Annotated in this window: 15 protein-coding genes and 1 pseudogene; all 16 read left to right on the top strand. The window is 33.4% G+C overall.

Annotation, left to right across the window (positions count from 1 at the left end):
• Positions 1-10 precede the first annotated feature (10 nt).
• The 16 genes and pseudogenes from AB5062_RS14865 (at position 11) to drmB (ending at position 24,488) form a co-directional block, all read left to right on the top strand.
• On the top strand, positions 11-985 hold the full coding sequence (locus tag AB5062_RS14865; protein WP_227195579.1) for a hypothetical protein: 975 nt from the start codon (positions 11-13) through the stop codon (positions 983-985).
• A 4-nt stretch (positions 986-989) separates the two neighbouring features.
• Positions 990-3,446, top strand: coding sequence for a hypothetical protein (locus AB5062_RS14870; protein WP_368326909.1), 2,457 nt, complete (start codon positions 990-992; stop codon positions 3,444-3,446).
• Positions 3,373-4,518 (top strand): hypothetical protein, encoded by a 1,146-nt coding sequence (locus tag AB5062_RS14875; protein WP_368326910.1) that lies wholly within the window; start codon positions 3,373-3,375, stop codon positions 4,516-4,518. The genes AB5062_RS14870 and AB5062_RS14875 overlap by 74 nt, the downstream gene beginning before the upstream one ends.
• Positions 4,519-4,522: 4 nt before the next feature.
• Complete coding sequence (locus AB5062_RS14880) at positions 4,523-6,049, top strand: hypothetical protein (protein ID WP_032952919.1); 1,527 nt, start codon at positions 4,523-4,525, stop codon at positions 6,047-6,049.
• Positions 6,050-6,051: 2 nt separating this feature from the next.
• Positions 6,052-7,797 (top strand): AAA family ATPase, encoded by a 1,746-nt coding sequence (locus AB5062_RS14885; RefSeq protein WP_368326911.1) that lies wholly within the window; start codon positions 6,052-6,054, stop codon positions 7,795-7,797.
• Positions 7,787-9,532 carry a VWA domain-containing protein gene (locus AB5062_RS14890; RefSeq protein ID WP_032952921.1) on the top strand — a complete coding sequence of 582 codons (1,746 nt, stop codon included), beginning with the start codon at positions 7,787-7,789 and terminating at the stop codon, positions 9,530-9,532. The genes AB5062_RS14885 and AB5062_RS14890 overlap by 11 nt, the downstream gene beginning before the upstream one ends.
• Before the next feature lie 11 nt (positions 9,533-9,543).
• A pseudogene (locus AB5062_RS14895) lies at positions 9,544-10,021 on the top strand (O-acetyl-ADP-ribose deacetylase).
• A gap of 70 nt (positions 10,022-10,091) precedes the next feature.
• Positions 10,092-10,268: a helix-turn-helix domain-containing protein gene (locus AB5062_RS14900; RefSeq protein WP_227195545.1), complete on the top strand. Its 177-nt coding sequence runs from the start codon at positions 10,092-10,094 to the stop codon at positions 10,266-10,268.
• A 256-nt stretch (positions 10,269-10,524) separates the two neighbouring features.
• On the top strand, positions 10,525-10,773 hold the full coding sequence (locus AB5062_RS14905; RefSeq protein WP_227195544.1) for a hypothetical protein: 249 nt from the start codon (positions 10,525-10,527) through the stop codon (positions 10,771-10,773).
• Positions 10,774-10,877: 104 nt separating this feature from the next.
• Positions 10,878-11,090: a helix-turn-helix transcriptional regulator gene (locus AB5062_RS14910; protein WP_007844365.1), complete on the top strand. Its 213-nt coding sequence runs from the start codon at positions 10,878-10,880 to the stop codon at positions 11,088-11,090.
• Positions 11,091-11,102: 12 nt separating this feature from the next.
• On the top strand, positions 11,103-12,662 hold the full coding sequence (locus AB5062_RS14915) for an RNA-binding domain-containing protein (protein ID WP_032952922.1): 1,560 nt from the start codon (positions 11,103-11,105) through the stop codon (positions 12,660-12,662).
• Entirely contained in the window at positions 12,655-14,058 is a 1,404-nt protein-coding gene (locus AB5062_RS14920; protein WP_080705347.1) for a hypothetical protein, read from the top strand. Before AB5062_RS14915 ends, AB5062_RS14920 begins: the two co-directional genes overlap by 8 nt.
• A 26-nt stretch (positions 14,059-14,084) precedes the next feature.
• Positions 14,085-15,830 (top strand): nuclease-related domain-containing DEAD/DEAH box helicase, encoded by a 1,746-nt coding sequence (locus AB5062_RS14925; protein WP_032952923.1) that lies wholly within the window; start codon positions 14,085-14,087, stop codon positions 15,828-15,830.
• Position 15,831: 1 nt separating this feature from the next.
• Complete coding sequence (locus AB5062_RS14930) at positions 15,832-18,258, top strand: hypothetical protein (RefSeq protein ID WP_057280802.1); 2,427 nt, start codon at positions 15,832-15,834, stop codon at positions 18,256-18,258.
• The gene (locus AB5062_RS14935; RefSeq protein ID WP_032952429.1) at positions 18,245-22,327 is read left to right on the top strand and encodes a helicase-related protein; all 4,083 of its coding nucleotides are present in this window, start codon (positions 18,245-18,247) and stop codon (positions 22,325-22,327) included. The genes AB5062_RS14930 and AB5062_RS14935 overlap by 14 nt, the downstream gene beginning before the upstream one ends.
• Positions 22,328-22,331: 4 nt before the next feature.
• Positions 22,332-24,488: a DUF1998 domain-containing protein gene (drmB, locus tag AB5062_RS14940; RefSeq protein WP_057280801.1), complete on the top strand. Its 2,157-nt coding sequence runs from the start codon at positions 22,332-22,334 to the stop codon at positions 24,486-24,488.
• Positions 24,489-24,738: the final 250 nt, after the last annotated feature.

Here is a 24,738-nt window from a genome sequence, read left to right on the forward strand (position 1 = left end):
TATTACCATTATGACAAACGTAGAATATATGAACATCATAAATGATTTCCTCAAGAACCCGATAATTCCTGAGGTGAAAGAAGACATTATAGTATCAGATAAAGAATTGGCCAGCATTAACGACTTATTCGCTTCGAATGATGTGCCTGTCAATTATTTGCATCTACGTCCTAAAATCAAAGAGAATCAGATATGGACAATTAAAAGAAGTTATATGGATTACGAAGGAATACTCCAGTCGGCTGCTGCTCCTATTATGGTTTTATTGGTTTCTCAAGAAGAAATGATAGGAGAAGATGGAATGTTTGTTAGAGTATGTCCTATATCTCCATTTGTTGAAATGGCTTCTGAGAATGATCAAATTTGTGAAGAGGAATCAATAACAGGTTTTCCTTTCTTTATAGAGAGATGGAATGAGCAGCCAATTCTTACTGAAATTCTGGATAAATACGTAGGTGATTATTATTGGGATAGCTCTTCCAAAGACTGTAAGTTGACAAATGACCAAGAAGAATTCAGAGAAATAGAAATATCAAATGCTCGATTCTTAAACCATTCTGTGATTGCGTTTATGAATAATCTTGAAAGGTCTGAGAATTTTTCATTCTCTGTAGATGTTAACTATGAGGATTATTCTAAGACAAAACACATGCCTCAAATGAATGTCCTTAAGCCAAGATTGATTCCTCTTAATGGACATGAAGAATATGCGATGGCTGCCAGAACCAATAATATTGTTTCTGAGAATGATTGCATTGAGTTCAATTATGAGCATATGCCTTTCTTTATTGAGGTCAGGAAAAAGAAAGCAGAGTTCATTTTAACTATTATTCCAAAAGTAGAAGTAGTACTGCGGAATCTAGAAAACAAACAAATAGAAGGTACCTCAAATTCTGAGAGAATAGTATATGGAGGTTTGCGAAAAGGTTTATACCAAATAGAATCTCCACTTCTGAATAAAACGATAACAATTAGATTAAAGTAATAATATGGCAGGAACTTACATCCCACTCATAAAAAGAACTAAATGGGTTGATCTTAGTAACGAACATAAAAAACTAAGAGAAACTGTAGAGTCTGATCTAAAAGAAGGCTGTAACAAAGGCAATATCCAACCAATAATGTTACAGGGGGCTTTTGGTATTGGTAAATCAACAACATTATACTATCTATTCCATTACGGTTGGGAAGTGCTAAAAACGCCTACCTTCTACATGCCTTTGGCTAAGATTGTTGATGCTGTAAAGAAGGAAGCAGAGTCATTGGAATCTGGTAAGGTTCAAAATAACCAACTTAGCAGAATTATCAATAGTATCATTAAAGAGCAGATCGACAAATTGAGAAACTCTAATTGGAATGATATAAGCGATATTGATTTCCCTGATTTTAAGTCTGGTGATGATTCTGAGAATCCAAGCTTAAACCAGTATTTGGAAGATTTCATTCCTGTCACATTGGATTCAAATAATACCAAAGAATCAGAAATTAGCAAACTTGTTTTTTCCGAAGAAGTTATCCGCCAAGCATTAGAAAGCACTACACCTCCTATACTCCTTGTGGATGAATTTGAGTCAAAATTCTATGAACTCAAACGTTATGTTGAATCATCTGGGGGTGGTATCCTTCGTGAATTGTTTGATCAAGTTGTTCAGACAAAACCTTTCTTATTAGTTATTGGCAATGGACCAGCTTCTGGCTATGAAGTAGCAAAAGAAAAGGGAACAGATGGAAATAATGATAGCGAAACAGCTGCTAATAGAAGACTGAAGACAATTCAGATTCCATTTCCAACGGTAGCCTTACTTAAACGTAAGTTTATGAAGGAGTGCGCTAATGGATATGTGAATTTTATATGGTGGATGTCTCGTTGTCGTCCAGGTCATATACAGAAATTGTGGGATGCCATTGATTATAGTATTTATAAGGAATATGATGCAACAGAATTCCTTGTAAAGGACATTTTCAATGAGCCAATAGATGAAAGTGGTGAAGAAGTAAAATACCTAAAGGTTTCTTATTTCAATCAAATGAATAGTTACATTCGTCCGATTGTTGGTAGACTTTTACTAGATTTTGAACCACAATCCATTAAGATTGAGGATTCATACAGAGAGGCAATGAAGGATAGTGCAGAAGATTTCTTCTGTACAGATGAGTTAGTATCTGTAGTAAAAGAACTCAATCCTGCAATTAGTGATGATTTTTCTGCATATCTTGAAAAGTGTAAAGAACAAGGGAAATACACAAGCGTTGATTATATAAGAAATGTTGGTAAGTATTTTAGCTATATTCTCTCTGCTTGTTCTAATTCTGACGGTAAAATTGCTTTTTCAACTGCATGCAGAAATAACAAAGAGAAAGCACTTGCTACAACTTTCTTGATTCCATTACTAGAGTTAACATACGACTTTATTAGTCAGTATGAGGATAATGAGGACCAAGTAACACGAGAGACAAAAGATTTTATCTTAGATTCTATCAAATTTATTGAATCTTCTGTCGAAGAGGAAACAATTGATGATAACTTTGAGAATCTTAATAGTATTTTTGAAACTTGCAAAATTAAATCAGGAAATGAGATTTATATGCAGTATTCATTACGTGCCATTAGGGAAATCATTGAACAGCCTATTGGCTCTCCGAAGTTGAAATATAAGGATATGAGTTTGGATAAAAAACTTGAATCCTCAAATTTCAGACAGAGTGTCCTTTTGACTTCTCGTAGTAGTGACAATACAATTATCTTTGTACCTATTTTAGAGGATGAACCTTTAAAAAAGTATATCCTCAGGCTTAAAGACTATATCAAATCACAAAAGAATGACTTGCATACCAATGCAAGTAAAACTATTAGAATAGTATATCTCCAAGAACATGAATATATAAGCCAACTGAAAGAAGAAGTATGTAAGGATGGTTCAGGTAACCTTCTGCCAATCTGTAAAATGAAAAAGTTGGTTTTTGAGGATTACAATCACTATCAGTTCAATTTTGGGGGACAAATAGCAGATTTTATTGACTCTGTGGCAAAAATTGTCATAGTAGCTGGATCTTGCAATGATATTGTTTTGATTGACGACAATCGTACATACGACTTCCATACAGCCATTGACGTTATTAAAAATAGAGAATGGACAAAGCAAAAGGAGGCTATTAGAACAATTGAACACTATTCCAGACTTGTATTGGAAGGGGATAGTTGTGTTATTAACACAATTTCTCTTGCGCAGAAAAAAGACCATGAGTCAGCAATGGAAAACCTAATCTGCGAAAAGAGGGATTATGAAGACAATATTCTTTGGGATTTTACCAGTCTTGAATCTGCAGATATAACTGATACAAAAAGTAAGTATCTTGCAATGTACTATATACTTGGAGAATGCAAAGAAGCCTACATCAAGTTATCAATCATTATTAAAGATCCTTCAAGAAGTAGGAAACTTTAGAAATGCTTTGTATCTGCCCCCAATTGAAGATAGGATTAACGAATCCTTATTCTTTGATCAAATATTAAATATTTTATCAAGAGAAACTGCCAGTAAATTGATGAGTTCTTATGATAATGAAGACTACATCATTAAACATCTGTGTTCTTTCACAGCTATGATGAATAATGAGAGATCTGTAAGTAAGTTGGACGAACTGCTGACTTTTATGAAGGATTCTCTAAATGATCATTGGATAGCTTCATATAATAATGATATGTCTTATGGATTTAGCAAGGGGCGTACATTGATAAAATTGCTATATCTTAAAGCGTATATCGAAAAGATTGATTTCTCTTTGTTGCGTAGTCAGTTGAATACAAGAATTGAAGAAAAGCAAACAGAGCTTGTTTCAACAATATCGAATTCAACTCAACACATAGCAGCTATAACAGATTTGTTGTATTCTAAGAATTATGCGAAAGCGAATCCAGAGAAAATGCCTTTCCAAGGATATGTATCTGAATTACAATTGGTATCTAGATTACTGTCAAACTGTAAGAGAATCGTATTAGAAGACAAGGATGGTGTATCAATATTTGCAATAATTTCATCAATCGTATGGAGAATCTCAAATATAGTTTCACAAGCCAAAGTTGTTGAACATCAAATTAATGGTATTTTGATATCCTTAAAGAATAAGAAGGAACTTATCGAGAAAGAATATCAGTTACCTATCAATACAATATATCAGGATTCATTGACATCAAAACTTATTAACCTTTCTGATCTTAAGCCTAATGGTCAGCCACAAAGATATGATGGTGATTGGTGTTGGACACAGTATGCTAGATATTTGACGCCAAGATCAGAAGTTCAAAATGTCATTGATGCAAAATTGCATCCTGCAAAAGAAACTTCAATTGACGAGTCTGATATTCATAAGTTCAAGGCCTTGCTTCAAACAAGTTTGACTAATTCTACATATAAAGTTCGAATGGACGAAACCTTAAAGTTCTGTAGAGATTGTCAGGCAGAAGCATTGAGTTATACCAAGGTTTATGAATATATCAAAGATTTATTAAAAGAGTAACCATATGAATATTGATAAAATTACAAAGCAATACAATAAGGCTCTTGAGATAAAAAAAGGTGATAAATATGCCGAAACTCTTAAATTAGAGCTTAGCAAGCAAGAGTGGCAAGATGAGCTTAACGCAATTGAGGAAAGGATTTCAAACATCCTTACCAAAAAAGATTTTGAAAAATGCACAAAGCAACTTGAACAGTTATTTGATTCTTTGTATGAAAAAATGACAGCTCCAGGGTTAGATGCATTTGTGTCATGGGTTGAGGAACATACAAAGAATAACGAAAATAATATTGCTAAATTGCGAGATTTCCTAAAAGGTAATTATGAAACATATTCTTCTAGAATTGATTCAATATTAAGTACACTTGCAAACATTTCTTTTGATGATGACAAGTGTATATTTAATAAAATCATCTCTGAATTTAATAAAAAGTTGAAATCAGATGTCTCAGCATTTGTTAATAAGCCAGATGAATTTGAGAATAATATTGATGGATTCTTGACAGATTTAGAGGATGAATTTGTTGGTTTAGCAGACATTTCTGAATTGGCTTATACAAAGGTAGAAGATCTATATACGGAAGAACAAAAGAATGATGAGACAATATCATTCTATTCCGAAATAATTAAGCAGTCTATAAAAAATGGACAGAATCTTACAGCACTTAATGAGTCCGAAAATAAGTCAAAACTATACTTGCGAGTAAGAAACAGAATCGCGTCTATTAAGAAAGTAATAACCATACTTTCTGATACTGGCATCTCAAGTAATTCGGATGATACACTTAAGCAACTTTTCAAGAAGTTCGATGACACCATGTTGGCAACAAAAGGAGATGTAGCTGAATGCTTGAATAATTTTATTAAGAATACTTGGAATGATATTGAAGCCAAGTACATTGACATAAAAGAATTCTATGCAGAAGATGAATTGTCGTTTAATAAAACTTGGGATGGATTCGAAAAAGAAGGTGAGATAGATCTGCTCATAAAGAATTACAAGACAGTAAGAAACGCTAATGTACTACCACAGATACTTACTGTGAAATTTGAGGAAATCGTTCCAAAACTAAACAAATGTCATAATGAAATTGCAAAGCTCCATAGTTCAGGAATAAAGATTTTTGACGAAGTAAAAGACTGCTTTGATGAATTCTTGGCAAACTATAACAAGACCAAAAAAGCTATGTTGGAAAAGATTGCAAAAACTCATCCAGAATTACAAAATGATATTGACTCAATATATGATTCTGAAAATGGAACTCTGGCAACAATTGTGAATGGTTTAGGGCCACTCTCTGATTTTATGAATTCTATTTCTGATGAAACTTTAGATACAATGCTTGAGGATAAGAATAAAACTCAGCAGATATTTGAAGACATCATGAAAAAATCTGGATTGGAAACAGAGATAAACTGGCTTCAACAAAAAGAGTCTTTAGAGTTAACGCCATCTGATTTAGATCATGACTATCTCCGAAAACTATTGGAGTGTGGACTTATTAAATTATCATATACAAAAGAATACTAATAATGACAAATATTGATATAATTCAGGCATTGGATAACATACGAATAAACAATTTGTATGTGCACAATTCAGAACTTGAAGGTGCAAAGTTCTCGAACGAGAAGTTGAAAGATCGAAAAGTGTATTTGGTAGAAACGCTTGCTGTAATCAATGCACTTGTTGAGCGTGGCACAATGATGTTGTATGGAGGACATGGCGGAGGAAAAACCACCTTGTCTAAGTATTTAGGTCAGTTGTTTTGCCATCTTACCAAGGAAAAGATTGAAGATTGTATATTGAGAGGACATCCACAATTGACAGAAGAAAAAATCCTTGGTAGTTTAGATTTTGCTCAAATGACAGGAAACAAACCACTTGATAATGGTAAGTTGTCAGTGGTCTGGAACGAATTTGTCACATCAAGATGGAAAATCATTGATGAGATAAATCGTTTATCTCCATACGCACAAAATATTCTATTGTCATTGCTCGCAGAAGGGTCAGTAAAATATCATGATCAGAGTATGATTGTTCCTGCTTTCACCCTGTTTGCAACCTTGAACCCAAAGGACAATGCGAACACAGAATTGTCTTTGCCATTCAAGGATAGATTTGCTCTTGCACTTCCGATAACCATGCCTGATTATGACAGTTTCAGTACTATTGGAAAACGAGATAAATCATCTTATAATGATCGTATTGAGGAATATCTTCAGGATGTTAATCTAGAAGAACTTCAAGAAATTGTTAAGAATATTCCATATACAGAAGAAGCCGAATTGTTTATCAACTACATAATTGCTTCATATCGCCTATGTGAAAGAGCCTTTAAGGAGTCTAATGATAACTTGTCTGTTGACAAGATTCTTTGTGAGAATTGTCAGATGTGTGCACCAGAAAAAGTGTGCTCAAAAATCAAGTTACCACTAAGCGTCAGAGTAAAAGAAGACCTGTACAGATATGGAAAAGCTCTTGCATGGTTCCTTGGAAACAGAGAAGTCAATGTAAATCATATTGAGGTTTTAGCCCCATATATGATTTGGCATAGAGCTGTTCTGAGCAAAAAGTATGTGTCAACTTTAACTGAACATTGGAAAAATACAAATTCAGGGAAGCAAACATCCATTTTTATAACAAATATTGATTTAGATGGAACTCGAAATATCATACAAATGATCAAAAATGAGTTTGATGGTATTAAAGATCTTCTTATGGGTTTTGAAAGAGTTAAGACAGGAACACTTTCAGTTCCAGAATTCAATGAGTATCTTAAAGAAATAAGAGACTCATCATATAATTCTCTTGTAATATCTGCAGAGATTGTTCCAGTCTTAAATGAAAAATATGCTCCAGTTTATGATAAGATTGTGTCCTATAACAACCAGATAGATAACTCAAAAGGTGACATTTCGAAGCTTAAGGCTATAAAATCAGAATTAGCATTTAGATATGATATTCCCAATCGACAGTACATTTCAGAGCGAGTTAACCGTTCTATCAAAAAGATAGAAATAAAGGAATATACATTTAAGCTCGAAAAAGATTCAATAATATCGAATCCTCAACTGTCATCTCTTATTCAAGCGGTTATTCCTGGTACCGATCTTGCAAATGGTGACATACAAAAAGTAAAACCATTTAAGTTGTTGGATATTACACGAGATGCATGCGACTTGTCAGTTAAGAGATTGAAAAAATATATCTTTACCTACCAAGGGGACGAAGATTCTGAATTATTCAAATACTTACAAGCAAACAATGTCAATTGATATTGAAACATATAGATTGAAAGCCCAAGAAGCAATTGAGTATGTATTCGTCAAGGAGTATCACAATTCCTTGGGGATTCCTATGCCTATTGTCAAAATGCTTTTGCCGGATGATGCTAATTATTCAACTGGGCAATACTATATTACTATAGATAAGACTTGGCAGATTCATCTTAATTTCGGAAAACTTCCTATAAGTTATCATGAGTTTCAGAATGAAGTAAAAGTACTTACAAGACATGAAATAGAGCACTATATGTGTTGCCCATTTGATGTAATTACTCATTTTAGAATGCTAAAAAGAATTAGAGATGTTTATTATAAGCATTTCTCTCATCTTGGTATAAATATCGAGTATGCGTGTGGAGCAATTTCAAATCAAGCAGCTGATATTATTGTTGATACAAAAAACTATTATAGACATAGTAAAGAAACTTTAAAGAGTGAAATCGATTGGATAAAAATAGGTGCAAATATCAGTGCTTGTCCAAGGCATTGCAAATTAATGTTTCTAACAAAAGAGGCAATTTGGAAAGAAGATCTTGGTATAAATGAAACTGATCCTGAATTTTTAAAAATTGTCCATCAATTAGCTGATTCATTCACGAAAAACGGCATAGAAGATAAATCGTCATTTTTAGATAAAGTTGAAGAATATGCAGAAATATTCTTTAAACTATATGTTGAAGACCAAAAGAATCCCCAGCAGAGTAGTCAACAAGGATCTCAGCAACAGAACGGTCAACAGGGATCACAGCAACAGAGCGGTCAGCAGGGACCACAGCAACAGAGCGGTCAACAGGGATCACAGCAACAGAGCGGTCAATGGGGTGTTGGTAGACCTAAAGATGGCGATGAACACGGAAATGCTTTTGTTTTTGCGGATCCTGATAAAGTCAAAGAAGCAATAGAAGTACTCGCAGAAGAAACCTCTGTAGAAGAGTTCATCGACCTATTAGCAATTGCTGGTATTATAGGTATGTCTGATAAGCAGAAGGGAGTTCTTTGGTTTAATGTTCAAAGTGCTAATATCATACCAATTGTTGAATTTTCGAATACAGGAAACAAGTCTTCATATACATATCCCTCTGTATGGAGAATTGGTGACCCAATAGAGGAGCTGGATTTAATGTTAACATATATGACATCTCCACGACTTATTCCTGGAATGACTACAAAAAAGTGGGGATATGTATCTAATGATGATAATGGTACTGAAAGCAAACAAATGGATTTGTTGTTGGTCGTTGATACATCCGGTAGTATGGGGTCTGCGATGAAGGAATCTGCTAATATGCATCAGGCTGTTCTTGCATCATATGGTATTTTATCATACTTTGAATCAACAAAAAGCAAGGTTGCATTTATAGGATTTAGTGATAAAATTGATGCATACGTTGATTGGAGTGATAAATATGATGACGTAAGGGAGCGTCTATTAACAAATGGTCACGGTGGAACTAAGTTTCCAATTTCAAGAATTAAATCAACGTTAGACGTAAGATCTAGAGATCTAGTTACCGTGTTGATTACAAATGGTGACTTAGGCAATATCAATGAATCTGTAAGCTATTTCCGTGATTATTTGAATGATGATAATAAGTTATATATATTTTTACTTGGTGGTTCAAAATCTCTACATAGCTATGAACCATTAAAGAATATTGGCGCTAAAATTTATAATGCAAATAATGCAAACGAATTTTGCGATATGGTTTTAACCGATATGGAATAAGAGGTAAGTATATGAAACAGATAGAACTCGTCGTTGGTGGCATAACCAAGCTGGCAGTTGATGCAATCGTTAATGCAGCTAACCGCTCGTTGTTAGATGGTGGAGGAGTGGATGGTGCTATTCATCGTGCTGCAGGTCGCGAACTCTTGAAGGAGTGCATGACTCTTGCGGTTGCGAAACTGGTCAGAGTAAGATAACAGGGGCATATAACTTGCCTTGCAAGTATGTAATCCATACCGTCGGACCTGTTTTTATGGTAATGGTGACGAGTCTCAGTTGCTGGTTTCATGCTATAAGACTGCACTTGACATTGCTAAGGAAAAGAGCATTAAGAGTATCGCTTTCCCTTGTATTAGTACTGGTGTGTATGGCTATCCAAAGGCAGAGGCTGCTTAGATTGCGTTGAAGGCAATCCATGAGAGTGACTTTGATGGTAAAGTAATCATCTGTTGTTTCTGTGAGTCAGATGCTACATATTATAAAATATAAAGGGGAATCGTTATGTTCGATAGAACTCTAAACATTTAAATAAATAGTAGGTCAATACGTTATATATAAAATGGAAGTACTAGACATTCACCAACTGATAGGCGGGGTAACAAAATATGATAAGAAGGGGGCTCTGGAGGTGAAGAAACCGAAAAGTTGGTGTAAGAGTGTGAGCACCTTTGCCAATGGTATTGGTGGCAGACTCATTTGGGGTATTGCTAATGATAAAACTATCGGTCGGTCTTGATGACGTAAAAGATGATGCGGAGAAGATCAGCAAAGCTATCAAGTCTCACATTGATCCAATACCTGATTCAACCTCTCGTTCGCAAAGGCTGAAGACAAGGAGTTCGTTGTACTCACAGTGATGCCTGGTGCTCAGATATCTTATTATAACATAGATGATGGACCGATGTAGGCATTTGTTCGTGTTGGTAACTAGAGTGTAGTAGCTAGTATCTTGAAGCACAAAGAACTGGTGCTGAAGGGTAGTAACATGTCGTATGAGCCTTGTGTATTGTTGGAAGTTCGTGGATATGGTATTTACCGTGCTTCGTGCCACATACTTTAAGCGCACTAAACGTTTGTTTGAGAATAGCGACTATGAATCATTCGGCATTATCAACGAGAAGTGTGAACTGATTAATACTGGTGCTCTGCTCGCAGACTATCCTCCTGTTCGCCACTCACATTTGTTCTGTACTCGCTGGAATGAACTTGACAAGGCTAATGGTATGGTGGTTAATTTTTGAATAAAATTATCATTGAAAGATATTTTACCAAAATAAATTGAACAATATTAGCTTTTCACATTGAATTTTGATATATTTGCATTAAACTACAAATTATTTCAATTATGAAGCAATTGAATAGGATTAAAATAGTCCTTGTTGAAAAGAATAAAACGGCTAAATGGCTCTCTGAGCAAGTTGGTAGGAATGTGACATCTGTTTCTCGTTGGTGTACTAATGCTTCACAACCAGATTTGGAAACATTATTTCGCATAGCGGAACTTTTGGATGTTGATGTAAGAGAATTGCTTCATGTAGAAAAGGATAAATCTAAATAAGTATATCAAGATATGGCTATTCCGGTAAACATAGAAGACTTGCTTCATAAGCGTAAAATAGAATCCACCCGTATTGAGTTTAAAACAGGATGGAATCCAGATAAAATTTATCGCACCATTTGTGCTTTCGCTAATGATTTTGATAACATTGGCGGAGGATACATCATCGTAGGTGTTCAAGAAGAAGAAAACACAGGTATCGCAAAACGGCCAGTGACAGGTATTCCTATAGAGGAACTTGATAAGATACAACGTGATATGGTTGGGTTCAATCATAAGATTGAGCCATTCTATTTGCCACGAATCGACATGCAGGAGATTGACGGGAAATACGTTTTGCTTATTTGGGTGCCAGCTGGAGTGAACCGTCCTTATAATGTACGTGAACGAGTTACAGCAAGTAATCAGTCGCCATGTAAGTGGTATGTTCGTAGTGGAACCAATACTATTGAGGCGAGAGGTGAAGTCTTAGATGAATTGCGTGAGATGGCGAATCGTACTCCATTTGATGAAAGGGGTAATGAGAGTATAGAGATAACAGATATTTCAAGAGCCTTGGTTCTGGATTACTTGCAAACAGTCAACAGTCGTTTGGTTGCTGATTTCGAAAAGCTGTCCCTGTTCGAGTTGTTGTCGCAAATGGACCTGCTGGTAGGGCCCGTTGAACGTCAACTAGTCAAGAATGTGGCCGCTATGATGTTCTGTAAGAATCCTGCCAAATTTTTCCCGACAACACAAGTAGATATTGTTATCTTTCCCGAGGGCTGCATTAAGAATCCCAATAACATGATTGAGGTTCCAAAGATTGTTGGCCCTGTTCCCGATATGATAAAACAGGCATTGGACTATATCAAAACGAATGTTATCAAGAAACGTATCATTAAGCAGAAAGACAAGGCTGAATCTATAATCTTCTTCAACTATCCTTATCAAGCAATTGAAGAGGCAGTCGTTAATGCTTTGTATCATAGAGATTATCAAGAACGAGAACCGGTTGAGATTACGATTGAGCCAGAAAAGATTTCCATTCTTAGTTATGCCGGTCCGGACCGTTCCATCAGCATTGATGCTATCCAAAAGGCTGAACGTCTGAAGTCACGCCGCTACCGTAATCGTCGTTTGGGCGATTATCTCAAAGAGCTTCAGTTGTCCGAAGGTAGAGGAACCGGTATCCCAACCATACAAGACGAATTAAGAAGAAATGGCTCTGCTCCTGCTGTGATTGAGACAAATGAAGAGAGAAGTTATTTCTTGATTGAGATTCCTTGTAGAGAAGGTTTTGGTGATAGAGTCTTGATTGGGGATGATTTTATTTCCTCAGATGGTGATAAGATAAATGATAAGATAAATGATAAGATAAAAAGTGTCCTGTTAAAGATTTCAGAACTAGGAATAGCTAAAAGAAAAGACTTGCATGATGCAATAAAAATATCAATGCCTACTATTGATAGAATCCTTAAGCAACTTATTTCAGAAGATCTTAATTTGATTGAGTATCAAGGTTCGCGTAAAACAGGCGGTTATGTATTGACAGAGAAAGGCAAAGCCTTTATAAAATCAATGAATGAATAATATGTCAAAAAAACAAGAAATAATAGGACTAATTGATGCGGATCTACTTGATAATGGTACGCGTCACCCAAATCTTGTATTACTAAAATTGGCAGGATTTTTCCAAGATAATGGAATTCCATTTGAATTAATTCTTGATCCTCAGGCAAATACTTTACATTATACAAGAATATATTTGTCTTGTGTCTTTACGTTTACCAAATTACCAGAACTATATATACGATCAAAAGGAACACCGGAAGAAAAGAAGTTTAAATGTGGAGGAACTGGATTTTATGCCAATGAAGTAAGTGTAATGGAATATCGTAGAAAACGTGAACAAGATATGAACCAATTAGAACATGATGAATTCCTAAATACTCTTAGAAACTTTCATGGAGGTAAAGAGTATGGGATTAGCATGTCTCGTCAGATGCCTTACTATCATTTATATGATCAATTTATTAATCAACAAGTTAAGAAAGGTTTTAAACGAGAAAAATTTAAAGATTATCAAAAATATTCAATAGGTTTTTTAACCCGTGGTTGTGTAAGACATTGTCCATTCTGTGTTAATAAACTAGAGAATTGTATATTACCATATTCTAAATTACAATGGTTCTTGGATGATGAGAAAGATAAAAACGGAAAACTTGTTCGGCCATATATCTATTTATGGGATGACAATTTTCTTGCTTCTGACCCATCTATTTGGAGACCACTACTGAAGCAACTTATAGAGACTAAACGCCCATTTCAATTCCGGCAAGGTCTTGATGAACGCATGTTAGCAGAAAGTCCTTATGGCGAAGAAATGGCAGAAATGTTATCACGGTCGCGTTATCATGGTGATTTTATTTTTGCTTTTGATAATTGGAAAGATCATGATATAATTGAAAAATCACTTAAAATCTGGAAACGTTACAATCCAAAGAAAGGTACAAAGTTCTATTTGTTTTGTGGTTTTAAACAGTCTCCAACAAAAGTAGATATATTTTATAAAGACATTTGGGAATTATTTCAAAGAATTAAAATACTCATGCAATATGGATGTGTTGGATATGTGATGAGGCATGAAGACTATCATAATGCCCCAGTATCAAATTTTTATGTACAAATTGCCAGATGGTGTAACCAGCAGCAGTTTTACAAAAAAATGTCTTTTTGGCAATTTTGTTATAGAAATCAATCTTATTGGGAAGAAAAGACATTAAAAATAACTACACGGCCAAAGCTAAAAACATTCGATGAATTTGAACAAGATATAAGAGATGGATATTACGATAGAGTCAAAATGTGTTTATCATTAAAGTCTCTAATAAAAGTTCTAGAAATGTTTCCTAATCATAGGGCAGAATTGATAGACATGTTTAACTATTCAATGTCCGAACTTGTAGACGAAAATCTTTGGAAGTAATCAAATTATAAATAACTCACAACAATATGGCAATCATTATTAAATCTCATAAAGATACTCTTCTAATTGACTCTACTATTGGTATTAATTACAATAGTGGTAATGTACTTCAGGGAGAAAAAGATATGTATGAACGTATTGTACGAGATTGTGAAGCAAGTTCTTTGACATGGTATATGTGGTATGATAAAACTTTCAACATACCATATGGAGGTCAAAATGAAATACAGATTGATTTTCTCCTTATATGCCAAGAAGGTGCAATTATTGTTGAAGTTAAAGGTGGTATAATTGAGTTGATAAGGGGGTTCTTTTATTATAGCTATAAAGGGGTCTTAAGGGAAATGAGTAGAACACCATTTAAGCAAGCTCATGATTATAAATGGGCATTGTTAAATAATGGGATATTAAATAAGGATCAAATATTTGTTGATTATGTATGTGCTTTCCCTCATAGTACTCTTGACATATCACGTGACTCTTCTCAAATCAACCTTTCTCATAAACTTTGGAATAAGTTAGATCAAGATAGTGATAATTCTTTTGCAGACTTCTGTTTAAGTGTAATTCGTAAAAATAAACGTTCTAAACGTATAATATCAAAGACAGAATTACAGTCTATTGTAAACTCACTTGCTCCATCAATTGAAGATCGTTATAAATATTCACTAACTTCGCTTCGCGAAGTTTTGGATTGGTTACAGATTGACAATCTAAGTATTCTAGAAGGTTTGAGAAAAAATCCTAGAATATTAATTGAGGGTGGACCAGGAAAAACCACTATGGCTAAAGCATTTATTAAAAGACATAGTGGTCTTAAGGGGTTATATCTATGTTGGACAGGACTGCTAGCAAGTAAGGTTCGGCTTGATTTAGATAAAGAACGATTAAGTTCATGTACTGTCAAAACATTCAATAATTATATCAAGGAAATAACAAATATAGAACTTAATATTAAAAGTGATAATAGTCAATATGATGTTTACAAACTTTTAAGCAAAGAACTCAGTAAAATTACTAAGGTAGATTATGACTATATTATTATTGATGAAGCACAAGATGTCATTGATAAAGGTGTTGATATTGTGCTCAATGAACTATTAAGTTCACAACACAATGGTCTTAAACAAGGACGATATCTAGTATTTTATGATCTTGAACAAGGATATAATAATGTTAGTCGAAATTTGAATGAAAATATTAATAAAATAGCAAAATACGCAGCATGCTTCATACTTGATGAGAACAAACGTGTTCCTACAAATAAACTTATTGTAGAATATGCCAATAAAGTATTGTCAGTTGAACATTGCCAGGAAGCTTTTGAGTTATATTTAGATTCTCTTAAAGGAAATGATATAGCAGGACTTACAATATCTTTCCATGATAATGTAAGAGAAGTAAAAAAAACTATTAAAGAACACACCAAACATCTATTTCAATATTGCGGAGAAATTTCTTCTACAACATTGCTGATACATTCTGATTTTAAATATAAAGAAAATGAAGATGATGATTCAGTATATGATATAATAGCAGAAATGGAGTCATTTCTTGAAGTTTTATCTGAAAAAACTATAGAAAGGAAGTCTAAGGAATTGTTAGCCTTTACAACGATACTTAAATATAAGGGTTTAGAGGATAACAATATAATACTTGTCATCCCAGCTTCAAAGATCAAGAGTTCATGGGATAATTTTCTATTCGAAATTTATGTCGGTATGACACGGGCAATCATGAATTTGGACATTATTATTCTTAAATCTAATTAATATGTTACACGACAACTTTATAAAAACAGCAAAACAGGAAAGCCATGAATTCAAGGCTCTTTTGAATATACTATCTTCTCTTAATTTACATACTAAAGAAGGTAGAAAGTTGTTGTGTGTTCTGAATAATATTATTGATTATTACATTAACAGAGAAGTGGAATATAGTGATGATGTCAAAATGCCTATAGTATATTTCCCATTATGTGAAGATTGGGCTCAGATGTTATGTGAGGAATTTGTTGCATTAAAGATGTCGTTACTTTGGGGTAAAAGCACTCGTACAAATATACTTTCCTCATATAAGTCAAAGCCATTTATATATTTGCCAGAAAAAGTTAATAAAAAGGAGCGTGAAGCATGTTCTAAACATTTTAGATTTAAACGGGATGTTGCAAAATACTTAACAGATGACATTTTAGATATGCCTTCCAACGCAAATGAGAAATGTTTCTTTTATAGTCGTACTTTATCTGATGAATATAAGCTCTCATTAAAGACTAAAGGACATTATCATTTTATTCAAGATGTAGTTGGAGATTCTTTTTCAACAGAAAAATCTCTAATCATTTTAAATGGAGATGAGGATGAAGTATATAAAAAAATAGAACAAAATGATGGGAGGTTTAAAATCCCCCATATATTCCTTTTTCTTCAGAAAAATATTGATGGGCGTAACATTCAATTATGTATGAAAATGCAACGCTCAACAATTAAAGAATATAATGAAGACTATGATGCTGGTATTCATAATGTTATAGCATTTTTATTTTCGCAAAAACCTTATAGACTACAGAGGATATACGAAAATAAACACAGTTTAGTAGAACGCTGGCAACGTGAAAAATTTGCTGAAACGCGTGATTTTATATCATTCACAAAAGTAGAAATGGATTACTTATTTGAACGTCAAGAACCATGTATTGATTTCTATGAATTAGGATGTGAAATAAATGCAGAAGAATACCAAATAAAGAATACATTTGATTTTATGATTCAAGATATTGCTCATGAAGTAAAACTACGGAATGAATTGGCGATTTGTTTTACAGATCAAAGTTTATCAAAGATAAAAGAGGAGATTCTAAACCTTAATTCTGAGGTAAATGAAGAGTATACAGATTATTTTTTACAACTTATTCATAATAAATACAAAACAGAACTTACAGAAATCTTATATAACTGGATAAAATTCCATGAGATTGCAGTAGTTTTGGATTACAACATAGATGTGTATTATAAAAAACAATTAAAATTCTTCTTACAGTCTAAATGTGGTGCATCTTCGGTTAATTTTTATACATTTAAGAATTTTAAAGCTCATAAAGATGGCTTAGTTTTCTTAAATTCAATACATGAACAAAAGATCCTTGTTCTATCAATGCTTAATCATTGTACGGGACGGAGTTGGGCAATATATCCAAACTCTTTTGATCAGTATCATCTTAATCCTGGACAAAGTGTTCTACAAATAAATAATAAGATTGTATTTGATCCTCGTTATAGTTGGTATTCTTATCGCTATGAAGAACAATTAAGATTACTTCTAAATTCAAACTATCGTGTTAGATACGTGAAAAACGGTATACAGCTTCCTGATAAACCGATAAAAATAGGTATTGAGCCCAAAGAAGATGAAGATGAACAAAATGTTCGTGACAGGCAATCAGGAGTTGAACAAAACAGAGTGAAAGTTTCATTTGGACCACGTCAGCATAAAGTGTTAGATGAATATGATTTTGTTTTATGTAAATATATGGATGAAATTTCAATTTGTACAATTCTAGATGTTTTACGTGATTTTGAAGACCCAACAGTTATTTCAATTCAACCATTGACAGATTTTTATCAACCACTTGAAGATCTTCTTGATAATGAGGAGCGTAGAGCAGGTGAAGGTGAATTAATGATACGAAATAATCCAAAGTATTGCTTAACTGATGAAGAGAAACTATCAAGCCGAGAAATGTGGAAGATCCTTTTAGGGCATCGAGTAGCACAATATGGAGAACAAGTTGTTTATAATGATATAATGAAACCACTTCTTCCAGCTGAAAGGATACAATTTATTTCATTTAAACGATGGTTAGACACATCTGAAAATTCAGTACTTCCTCGTAGTAGACGTATGCAAAAGAGAGTGATTGAAGAATATCTTCAAATAGAGGGATTATATACTCGAATGTTAAGACATAGAAAGTCAAGAATAAGTACAAATACTGAAGGTAAAAATATAATTTTCAGGACATTTTTAATTCACTGTTTACTTGAAACAGACATGAAGAAAGCCTATAAAGAGTTAAGTAATGAAGTTCTTGATTATCTTAATATTGGTAGTGAAAATGATATTAAGATTATTTTAGATCTTATAAAAGACGGCACTATAAATTTTAGACTAATTAAATCCATAAGTTATGATCAAAGATAAAAGAAATTCATTGGAATCTTTCATTAAGGAACAGTTAATAGGTCCAGGTGGTTGCGGAAATAATTTTGGAGTATATGTTTCTAATGAAAATGAGAAAGAACTTGTATGTGAAGTACTTAATACAACGCCAGGCTCTATTTATAGTACAGGCATTCTTTTCCCACGAAAAGATAATCAGTCATTATTTATGTCTGATCTAAAATACGAAATGAACGACGATGAAAATATTGGTGATGAAAATTTATCAGATGAGGATTCGGACGAACAAGGAGATGACATGAGGGATTTAGGAAATCAAGAAGAGGATGAAGATATTAATTCGCTAAGTCGTAGATTCCCTGATAGAATAGGTATATCTTGTTGTGTTAAAAACATTAAATCTTTAACTTCGAGTACTAAAATAACAATTTCAGGACGTTATTATAAAAAATTATCTGAGAAAACACGTTTATATGTAAATATAGAAGATTATGATTTTTTTGAGAAAGTATATTCTATAGAAAAATGTAAAGATTTATTTTCTCAGTATTTCAGATACCAAGACAAAAAACTAAGTTTGTTAAAAGTTATAAATAAAGCACAGGACTTGAAGGATTTTCGCGATAAAATGCGAGAACTTAATAAATATTTTTGTTCAATTATAGCTAAAAATCCTAATGGAGAATATGATTCAATTTATACAGATAGCTCTTTCCAAGATAAAAACAAATTTTTAAGTGCATATAAAGAACGACTATTTAAATCCCTAAAATACGTAAACAGAGAAGGTGAATATTTGAGTCCGGATAAGGTTGCAGAACATAAAGTTCGTATTGCAAAAATAGAACAATATGAAACTTTTTTATCTTATTTTGAAGATATACTATCCATATGTGATTCTAAAGGATTCGGGTTCTGGGTAGGAACAAACTTTTGTAAAGAAATTGATTTATCAGCATTTGCTTTTGATTTTGAATCAGGGAAGAGAAAGATCATAATCCCCCCTAAAGAAGGTGTTACAAAAGGAATAGTAAAGTATACTCTTACTCCTGAAGTCGAAGCTTCTTTGTCCATATGGTTACAGATTTATAAGGGAATCAATGGTAAGACATATTTAAAAGTAATGCTTGCTAATGACTCTACTAAGGTTAAGGTTGATACTAAGTATTACTATTCTATTGTTGCAGAGAAGATTAATGAGTTAACATTTTTTGGAGTTAAAATTGACGTCTCGAGTTCTGAAATTATACCATATAGAAACGAAATAAATCCAGAACTTGATGATTGTGAAGTAAGCAGTTTGCAGTATCTTTATCGTAATATTGAAGATTATGCTATTGGCCACATCTGTTCTGCAAATTGGTACTATGATAATAATGGAATTATACACGTTTGTTCAGAGTTTATGCCGTCTGTTGAAACACCTGATGTAGAACCAGAACCACGAGATAAGACTAAACACATTTTTGATGAAAAGACTAACAAATTCTTACCAAAGAAATATGTAGAAGATAATCAATATCTTCAATTTAAGTGGCTTTCTGTCCTTTCTTCTAATACAGATACTGAGATTGTTGAAGGCCTTCGTAAATTTGCTGATTCATATCAAATATGGATAAAGCAATTAGATGCTGCTGGCAACTCGATTGGACGAGAGAATATTACTAAATGTGAGAAGGACTATCAGAGAATAAAGAATAATATTGATGAATTCTTGACAAATCCTGATAAGATGAAGATTTTTCGATTAATGAATACTGCTATGTTTATGCAGCTTTGGCATAGTAAAAGTAATAATCAAGAACAAGTCTTAAAGGATGAAAAAATTTTAAGTTTTGAATATTATAAAGATAAAGCGCTAGATACTACAATTTTTCCTGGAGTTGTAGCTGCATGGCGACCTTTCCAGCTTGCGTTTATTTTGCTTAATCTTGATGGAATTTTCCAAAGTAAGTGTGATCCAAAATGGGAAAAACGCAATGAATTAGTAGATCTTGTATGGTTTCCAACCGGTGGAGGTAAGACTGAGTCTTATTTGGGTATAATTGCATTAGTCATAATAAATCGTAGATTGTTGCTTAAAAATGGAGCTGGCGATGGCGTTGCTGCAATAATGCGTTATACATTACGCTTACTTACAACTCAACAATTTCAACGTGCGTTACGACTTATTCTTGCATTAGAACAGATTAGGAAATGGGATAAATACAATTTAGGAGATAAAGAAATTTCTATTGGTCTATTTGTTGGAGAAAGTTCATTGCCTAATCATTATAAAAATCTAGCTGAAGAAATTCGAAAAAACTGGGTTTCTGATGGAGGACATGGACAAATACCACTAGATCGTTGTCCTTGGTGTGGTTCTTTGCTTAGAGATAAAGAAGTATCTGTTGATCATTATTATTTTGGATGTAGTAACAAAAAATGTACATATGGAAAACGAAACTATCTGCCTATCAGACTTTGTGATGACCATGTATATGAAGAGCCGCCAACATTACTATTTGGGACTGTAGATAAATTTGCTCAACTTGCACGCCGAGTTAATGTAAATGAAGCGTGTGCAGATTCTAGACGTTTATTTGGAAATGGTACAGGATGCAATCCACCAGATTTGATTATTCAAGATGAATTACATTTGTTATTAGGTCCATTGGGTTCTGCAGTAAGTTTGTTTGAAGCAGCTATTGATCAGTTGTGTTCATACAAAAGGCAGGATGGGCTTGTGATTCGTCCTAAGATTATATCATCAACAGCTACCACACGTAATACCAGTTTTCAAGTGCGAGCTCTATATGATCGGGATATTTGTATCTTTCCTAAAAATGGAACAGATTATGATGACTCGTTTTTTGCTTTCTATAAAAGGGATAAACAAGGAGAAAATGATAATTGGTCGTACGTTTCTAAACGCAAATATATTGGTATAATGCCTACTGGACGTACTCAGATGACTACTCAAATGCGTTTAGCTGCAATTTTATTTGTACATCGAGCACTGTATGAACGTAAAAATAAAGCATTGTTAGAGATTAATGATAAGTCATTTATAGAGGCTGCAGACTATTATTATTCGATAATTTCTTATTTCAACTCATTAAAAGAGGTAGGAAAAACTGATGCTCAATTCTATCTTGAATTTACTAAGTATACTCGTCGTTTATTTAAACGAGTACTTCGATTTACTGATATGTTGGAATGTTTTTATGCATATAACGAAATATTCTCTAAGACTGAGTTGACTGGTCGTTTATCTGGTGGTGATGCAGTAAAAGAATTAACAAAAGTACAAACAATAAAATGGGATCCTAATAAACGATTGCCATATTTAAAAGAAGGTGAAACAAATATATATAATAGTGCAATTCTTCCAGCTGATTATATTTTAGCAACAAATATGATATCAGTGGGACTTGATGTAAGCCGTTTTAATACAATCATAATTAATTCTATGCCTAGAAATATCGCTGAGTACATTCAAGCAAGCTCTCGTGTCGCACGTGATAAAGAAGGATTAGTCTTAACGTTACATAATCCTTTTCGTTCTCGAGATATGTCTCATTTTGAAAGGTTTAGAGAATTTCATGAAAAGTTATATTATTATGTTGAGCCAATCTCCATTACTCCTTTTTCACCAAAGGCTGTAGAAAAGTATATGCCTTTATATATGGCTACTATAATTAGACATTTATACAAGAATCTTGCTGATCGCAAAGATGCAAATAAAATGTCCATTCCAATCGCAACAGAATTAAAATCTGAGCTGAAAAAGTATTTTGAGAATCGTTACGCAAGGACTCAGGCTCTTGATTCTACATTACATGCACTAGAGCGCGAAATCATAACAAAAGAGCAATTATCTTACATATATGAATGGATAGATGTAAGTCTTGACCAATGGGTAAATAAAGCAGAACAATATGGTGATTCTCTAGTCTATTATGCAGCTGGGCGAAAAGGTGCTGAAGAGGTATCTTTGTTAGTTTCTACAGATGATTATTCGGAGCAAAAAGCTGCTAGCAAGTGGATAGTACCATCCGCATTAAGATTAGTTGAACCTGAAGCTGTCCTTCACATTTTAAATAAATAATATTATGGATATACGTAAAGAGAATCAATATAATCAATCTATGGGCAAGTATAAAATCTTGTCTACTGCTGCAGGTGTAGGATCTATTATTACTACCAAGTGGGGTGGTTTTATTATGCCATTAAGTATTAATAACTGGAAATTTGTGGAGGTGGTATCAAATAAAATAAAGGAGATACAATCACAAACATTAAATATCCCAAAAATTCAAGAAGAATGTGGTGTTGAATTGATTGAAGATCCGCGTTTTGTGGATTTTTTAAATGTGAAAAAAAGGTTTACCCAATTAAAATGTTTTGTTGCAATACCTCATATTCTACTGAATTCATTTAATCAAATACAACGTAAAGGTAATCCACTTTATGAATCTATTAAAGCGCGATTTGGAACTGAATTAGGCGAAGATATGTTTTATATCCCTGCTATTAATTTTCCTCAGTGGTTTATTTCTGCTAATTCTGAAATCAAACCTCTTAATGAGTGGCGTAAAGAATGGCAAATTCGTAAATGTAATGATGGGAAAATGACATATTTTGTTCCTCCACGCGATCCTAATAAGAAAACTTATAGAAAAATAAAGGCTGAAGTTTTACATGATGATGTAGAATATGGTCTATTAAAACCAGTTCCACTTATTCTTATTTGCCCAAATGGTCATATATCAGATATCCCATGGTATAAGTTCTTCTGTGCGTCTCTTAAACATGAGAAAATGGATGATGATGCAGGTTTCGAATTGTTTGGTTACGACTGTGAAGATTGTAGTTGTGGAGGTAAGCATAATATTAAATGGCTTAATTCTCGTAACCAAGCAGAATCGTGGGGCACACTAAAATGTTCAAAATGCGGTTATTCTGTTTCATTAGCTGGTATAATGAATATTAAACCTTATTGTCGAGGTGAACGTCCATGGGTTAACAAAGATAATGCATATGAACGATGCTTGTCTACTGGCCAAAAGACTAAGATGCAAGTAGCAATGGTAACTAGTAATAGCATATACTATGCAAGTGGTTTTAGTAGTTTATATATTCCTAAAGATTTTATTCCATTAAAGCCTGGGCAGTTGAATGATCAGGCTCGTATGGTGTTAAGTAAAGTAACTGAGAAATATAATACAATGGTTACTAGAAGGCCAGAAATGACTCAAGAAGAATTTTGGAAAAAAAAGTATAATGCTTGTGATGAATTTATTGAGGATGCAAATCTTAACTGGCAGTGTAGTCTGACAGATTTTGATTATGAAAATATCAAAAATATGTTTCTTGGATTAATTGTAGAAGACGAAGATAATGATCCTGTTGCAACATATCGATTAACAGAATTTGAAGTTCTCACTGATATTCATGAACCCAATCGAAAATCTAAAGGATTAGAGTTTAATGAAATTATTATTCCTAACTCTTTACAGCCATATTTTAAAACAATTAAACAAGTGAATACAGTTTCTCTTACAAATACACAGTTAGGCTTTGGTCGAGTAAACATGCCAACATCTAAACTTGATGATAGTGGGAAGATTGTGGCACCAGGTGATGAGATGAAGCCCATTTTTGATGGAATACCGTCTGACATATATGTATTACCTGCTAATCAAATATATGGTGAAGGCTTGTTTTTTGCATTTGATATGGCTACTATTGAAAGGTGGGCTGAAGAAAATGATTTAAATGATCATTATAAATGTCAACTTGATAATGGGGCATTAGGAGAATTTTTATATCAGGAGATTTCTCTTTACGGAAGAGCTAAATTTTATCTACTTCATACATTTAGCCATGTGTTAATGAAAGAACTTGAATTTACTTGTGGTTACCCTACTGCAAGTTTGAGTGAGCGGCTATATTACTCAGACAAAATGTGTGGCGTGCTTATTTATACAGCAGATGGAGCAGAAGGCAGTATGGGAGGCCTTGTATGGCAAGGACAGCCTCGACTTATTAGTAGTATTATTGAATCTGCAATGAAACGTGCAGTAAATTGTTCTTCAGATCCTTTATGTTGGGAAAATGAAGATAGCTTAAATAGAGCATCATGTTTTGGTTGTACCATGGTTTCTGAGACTTCGTGTGAATATCAGAATATGGGACTAGACAGACGAGCTCTAGTAGATGAAGAATACGGATTCTTTAAGAATCTAGTAGGACTAGATAGTATATAATAATGATTTATTAAAATGCTTTATTGGCTATATTATATAAAAACGGATAGTGCAGTAAGGGTATTATAAGTAAAAATATTAATAAAATCCTACAAGTGTATATTGTTTGAGTAGTAGAATGTTCTAAATGAAATTTAACGGCTATAGATACAGAGAAAAGAATTAATAATGATTGAAACATGAAACTCTTGATGTTGGCTAAAACACAAGTTGAAAATTTATGTAGTCCAACTCGTGAGTAATGCTTGCG

It is taken from the genome of Phocaeicola sp. RTP21359st1_B8_RTP21360_211022, from assembly GCF_040911965.1.
Lineage (GTDB): Bacteria > Bacteroidota > Bacteroidia > Bacteroidales > Bacteroidaceae > Phocaeicola > Phocaeicola vulgatus.

Bases quoted from the DNA above. Each gene is read 5' to 3' on its own strand.
- AB5062_RS14885 (WP_368326911.1), top strand. From the start codon at position 6,052: ATGACAAATATTGATATAATTCAGGCATTGGATAACATACGAATAAAC.
- AB5062_RS14880 (WP_032952919.1), top strand. From the start codon at position 4,523: ATGAATATTGATAAAATTACAAAGCAATACAATAAGGCTCTTGAGATA.
- AB5062_RS14910 (WP_007844365.1), top strand. From the start codon at position 10,878: ATGAAGCAATTGAATAGGATTAAAATAGTCCTTGTTGAAAAGAATAAA.
- AB5062_RS14870 (WP_368326909.1), top strand. From the start codon at position 990: ATGGCAGGAACTTACATCCCACTCATAAAAAGAACTAAATGGGTTGAT.
- AB5062_RS14905 (WP_227195544.1), top strand. From the start codon at position 10,525: ATGAGCCTTGTGTATTGTTGGAAGTTCGTGGATATGGTATTTACCGTG.
- AB5062_RS14920 (WP_080705347.1), top strand. From the start codon at position 12,655: ATGAATAATATGTCAAAAAAACAAGAAATAATAGGACTAATTGATGCG.
- AB5062_RS14890 (WP_032952921.1), top strand. From the start codon at position 7,787: ATGTCAATTGATATTGAAACATATAGATTGAAAGCCCAAGAAGCAATT.
- AB5062_RS14865 (WP_227195579.1), top strand. From the start codon at position 11: ATGACAAACGTAGAATATATGAACATCATAAATGATTTCCTCAAGAAC.
- drmB (WP_057280801.1), top strand. From the start codon at position 22,332: ATGGATATACGTAAAGAGAATCAATATAATCAATCTATGGGCAAGTAT.
- AB5062_RS14925 (WP_032952923.1), top strand. From the start codon at position 14,085: ATGGCAATCATTATTAAATCTCATAAAGATACTCTTCTAATTGACTCT.
- AB5062_RS14900 (WP_227195545.1), top strand. From the start codon at position 10,092: ATGGAAGTACTAGACATTCACCAACTGATAGGCGGGGTAACAAAATAT.
- AB5062_RS14915 (WP_032952922.1), top strand. From the start codon at position 11,103: ATGGCTATTCCGGTAAACATAGAAGACTTGCTTCATAAGCGTAAAATA.
- AB5062_RS14930 (WP_057280802.1), top strand. From the start codon at position 15,832: ATGTTACACGACAACTTTATAAAAACAGCAAAACAGGAAAGCCATGAA.
- AB5062_RS14935 (WP_032952429.1), top strand. From the start codon at position 18,245: ATGATCAAAGATAAAAGAAATTCATTGGAATCTTTCATTAAGGAACAG.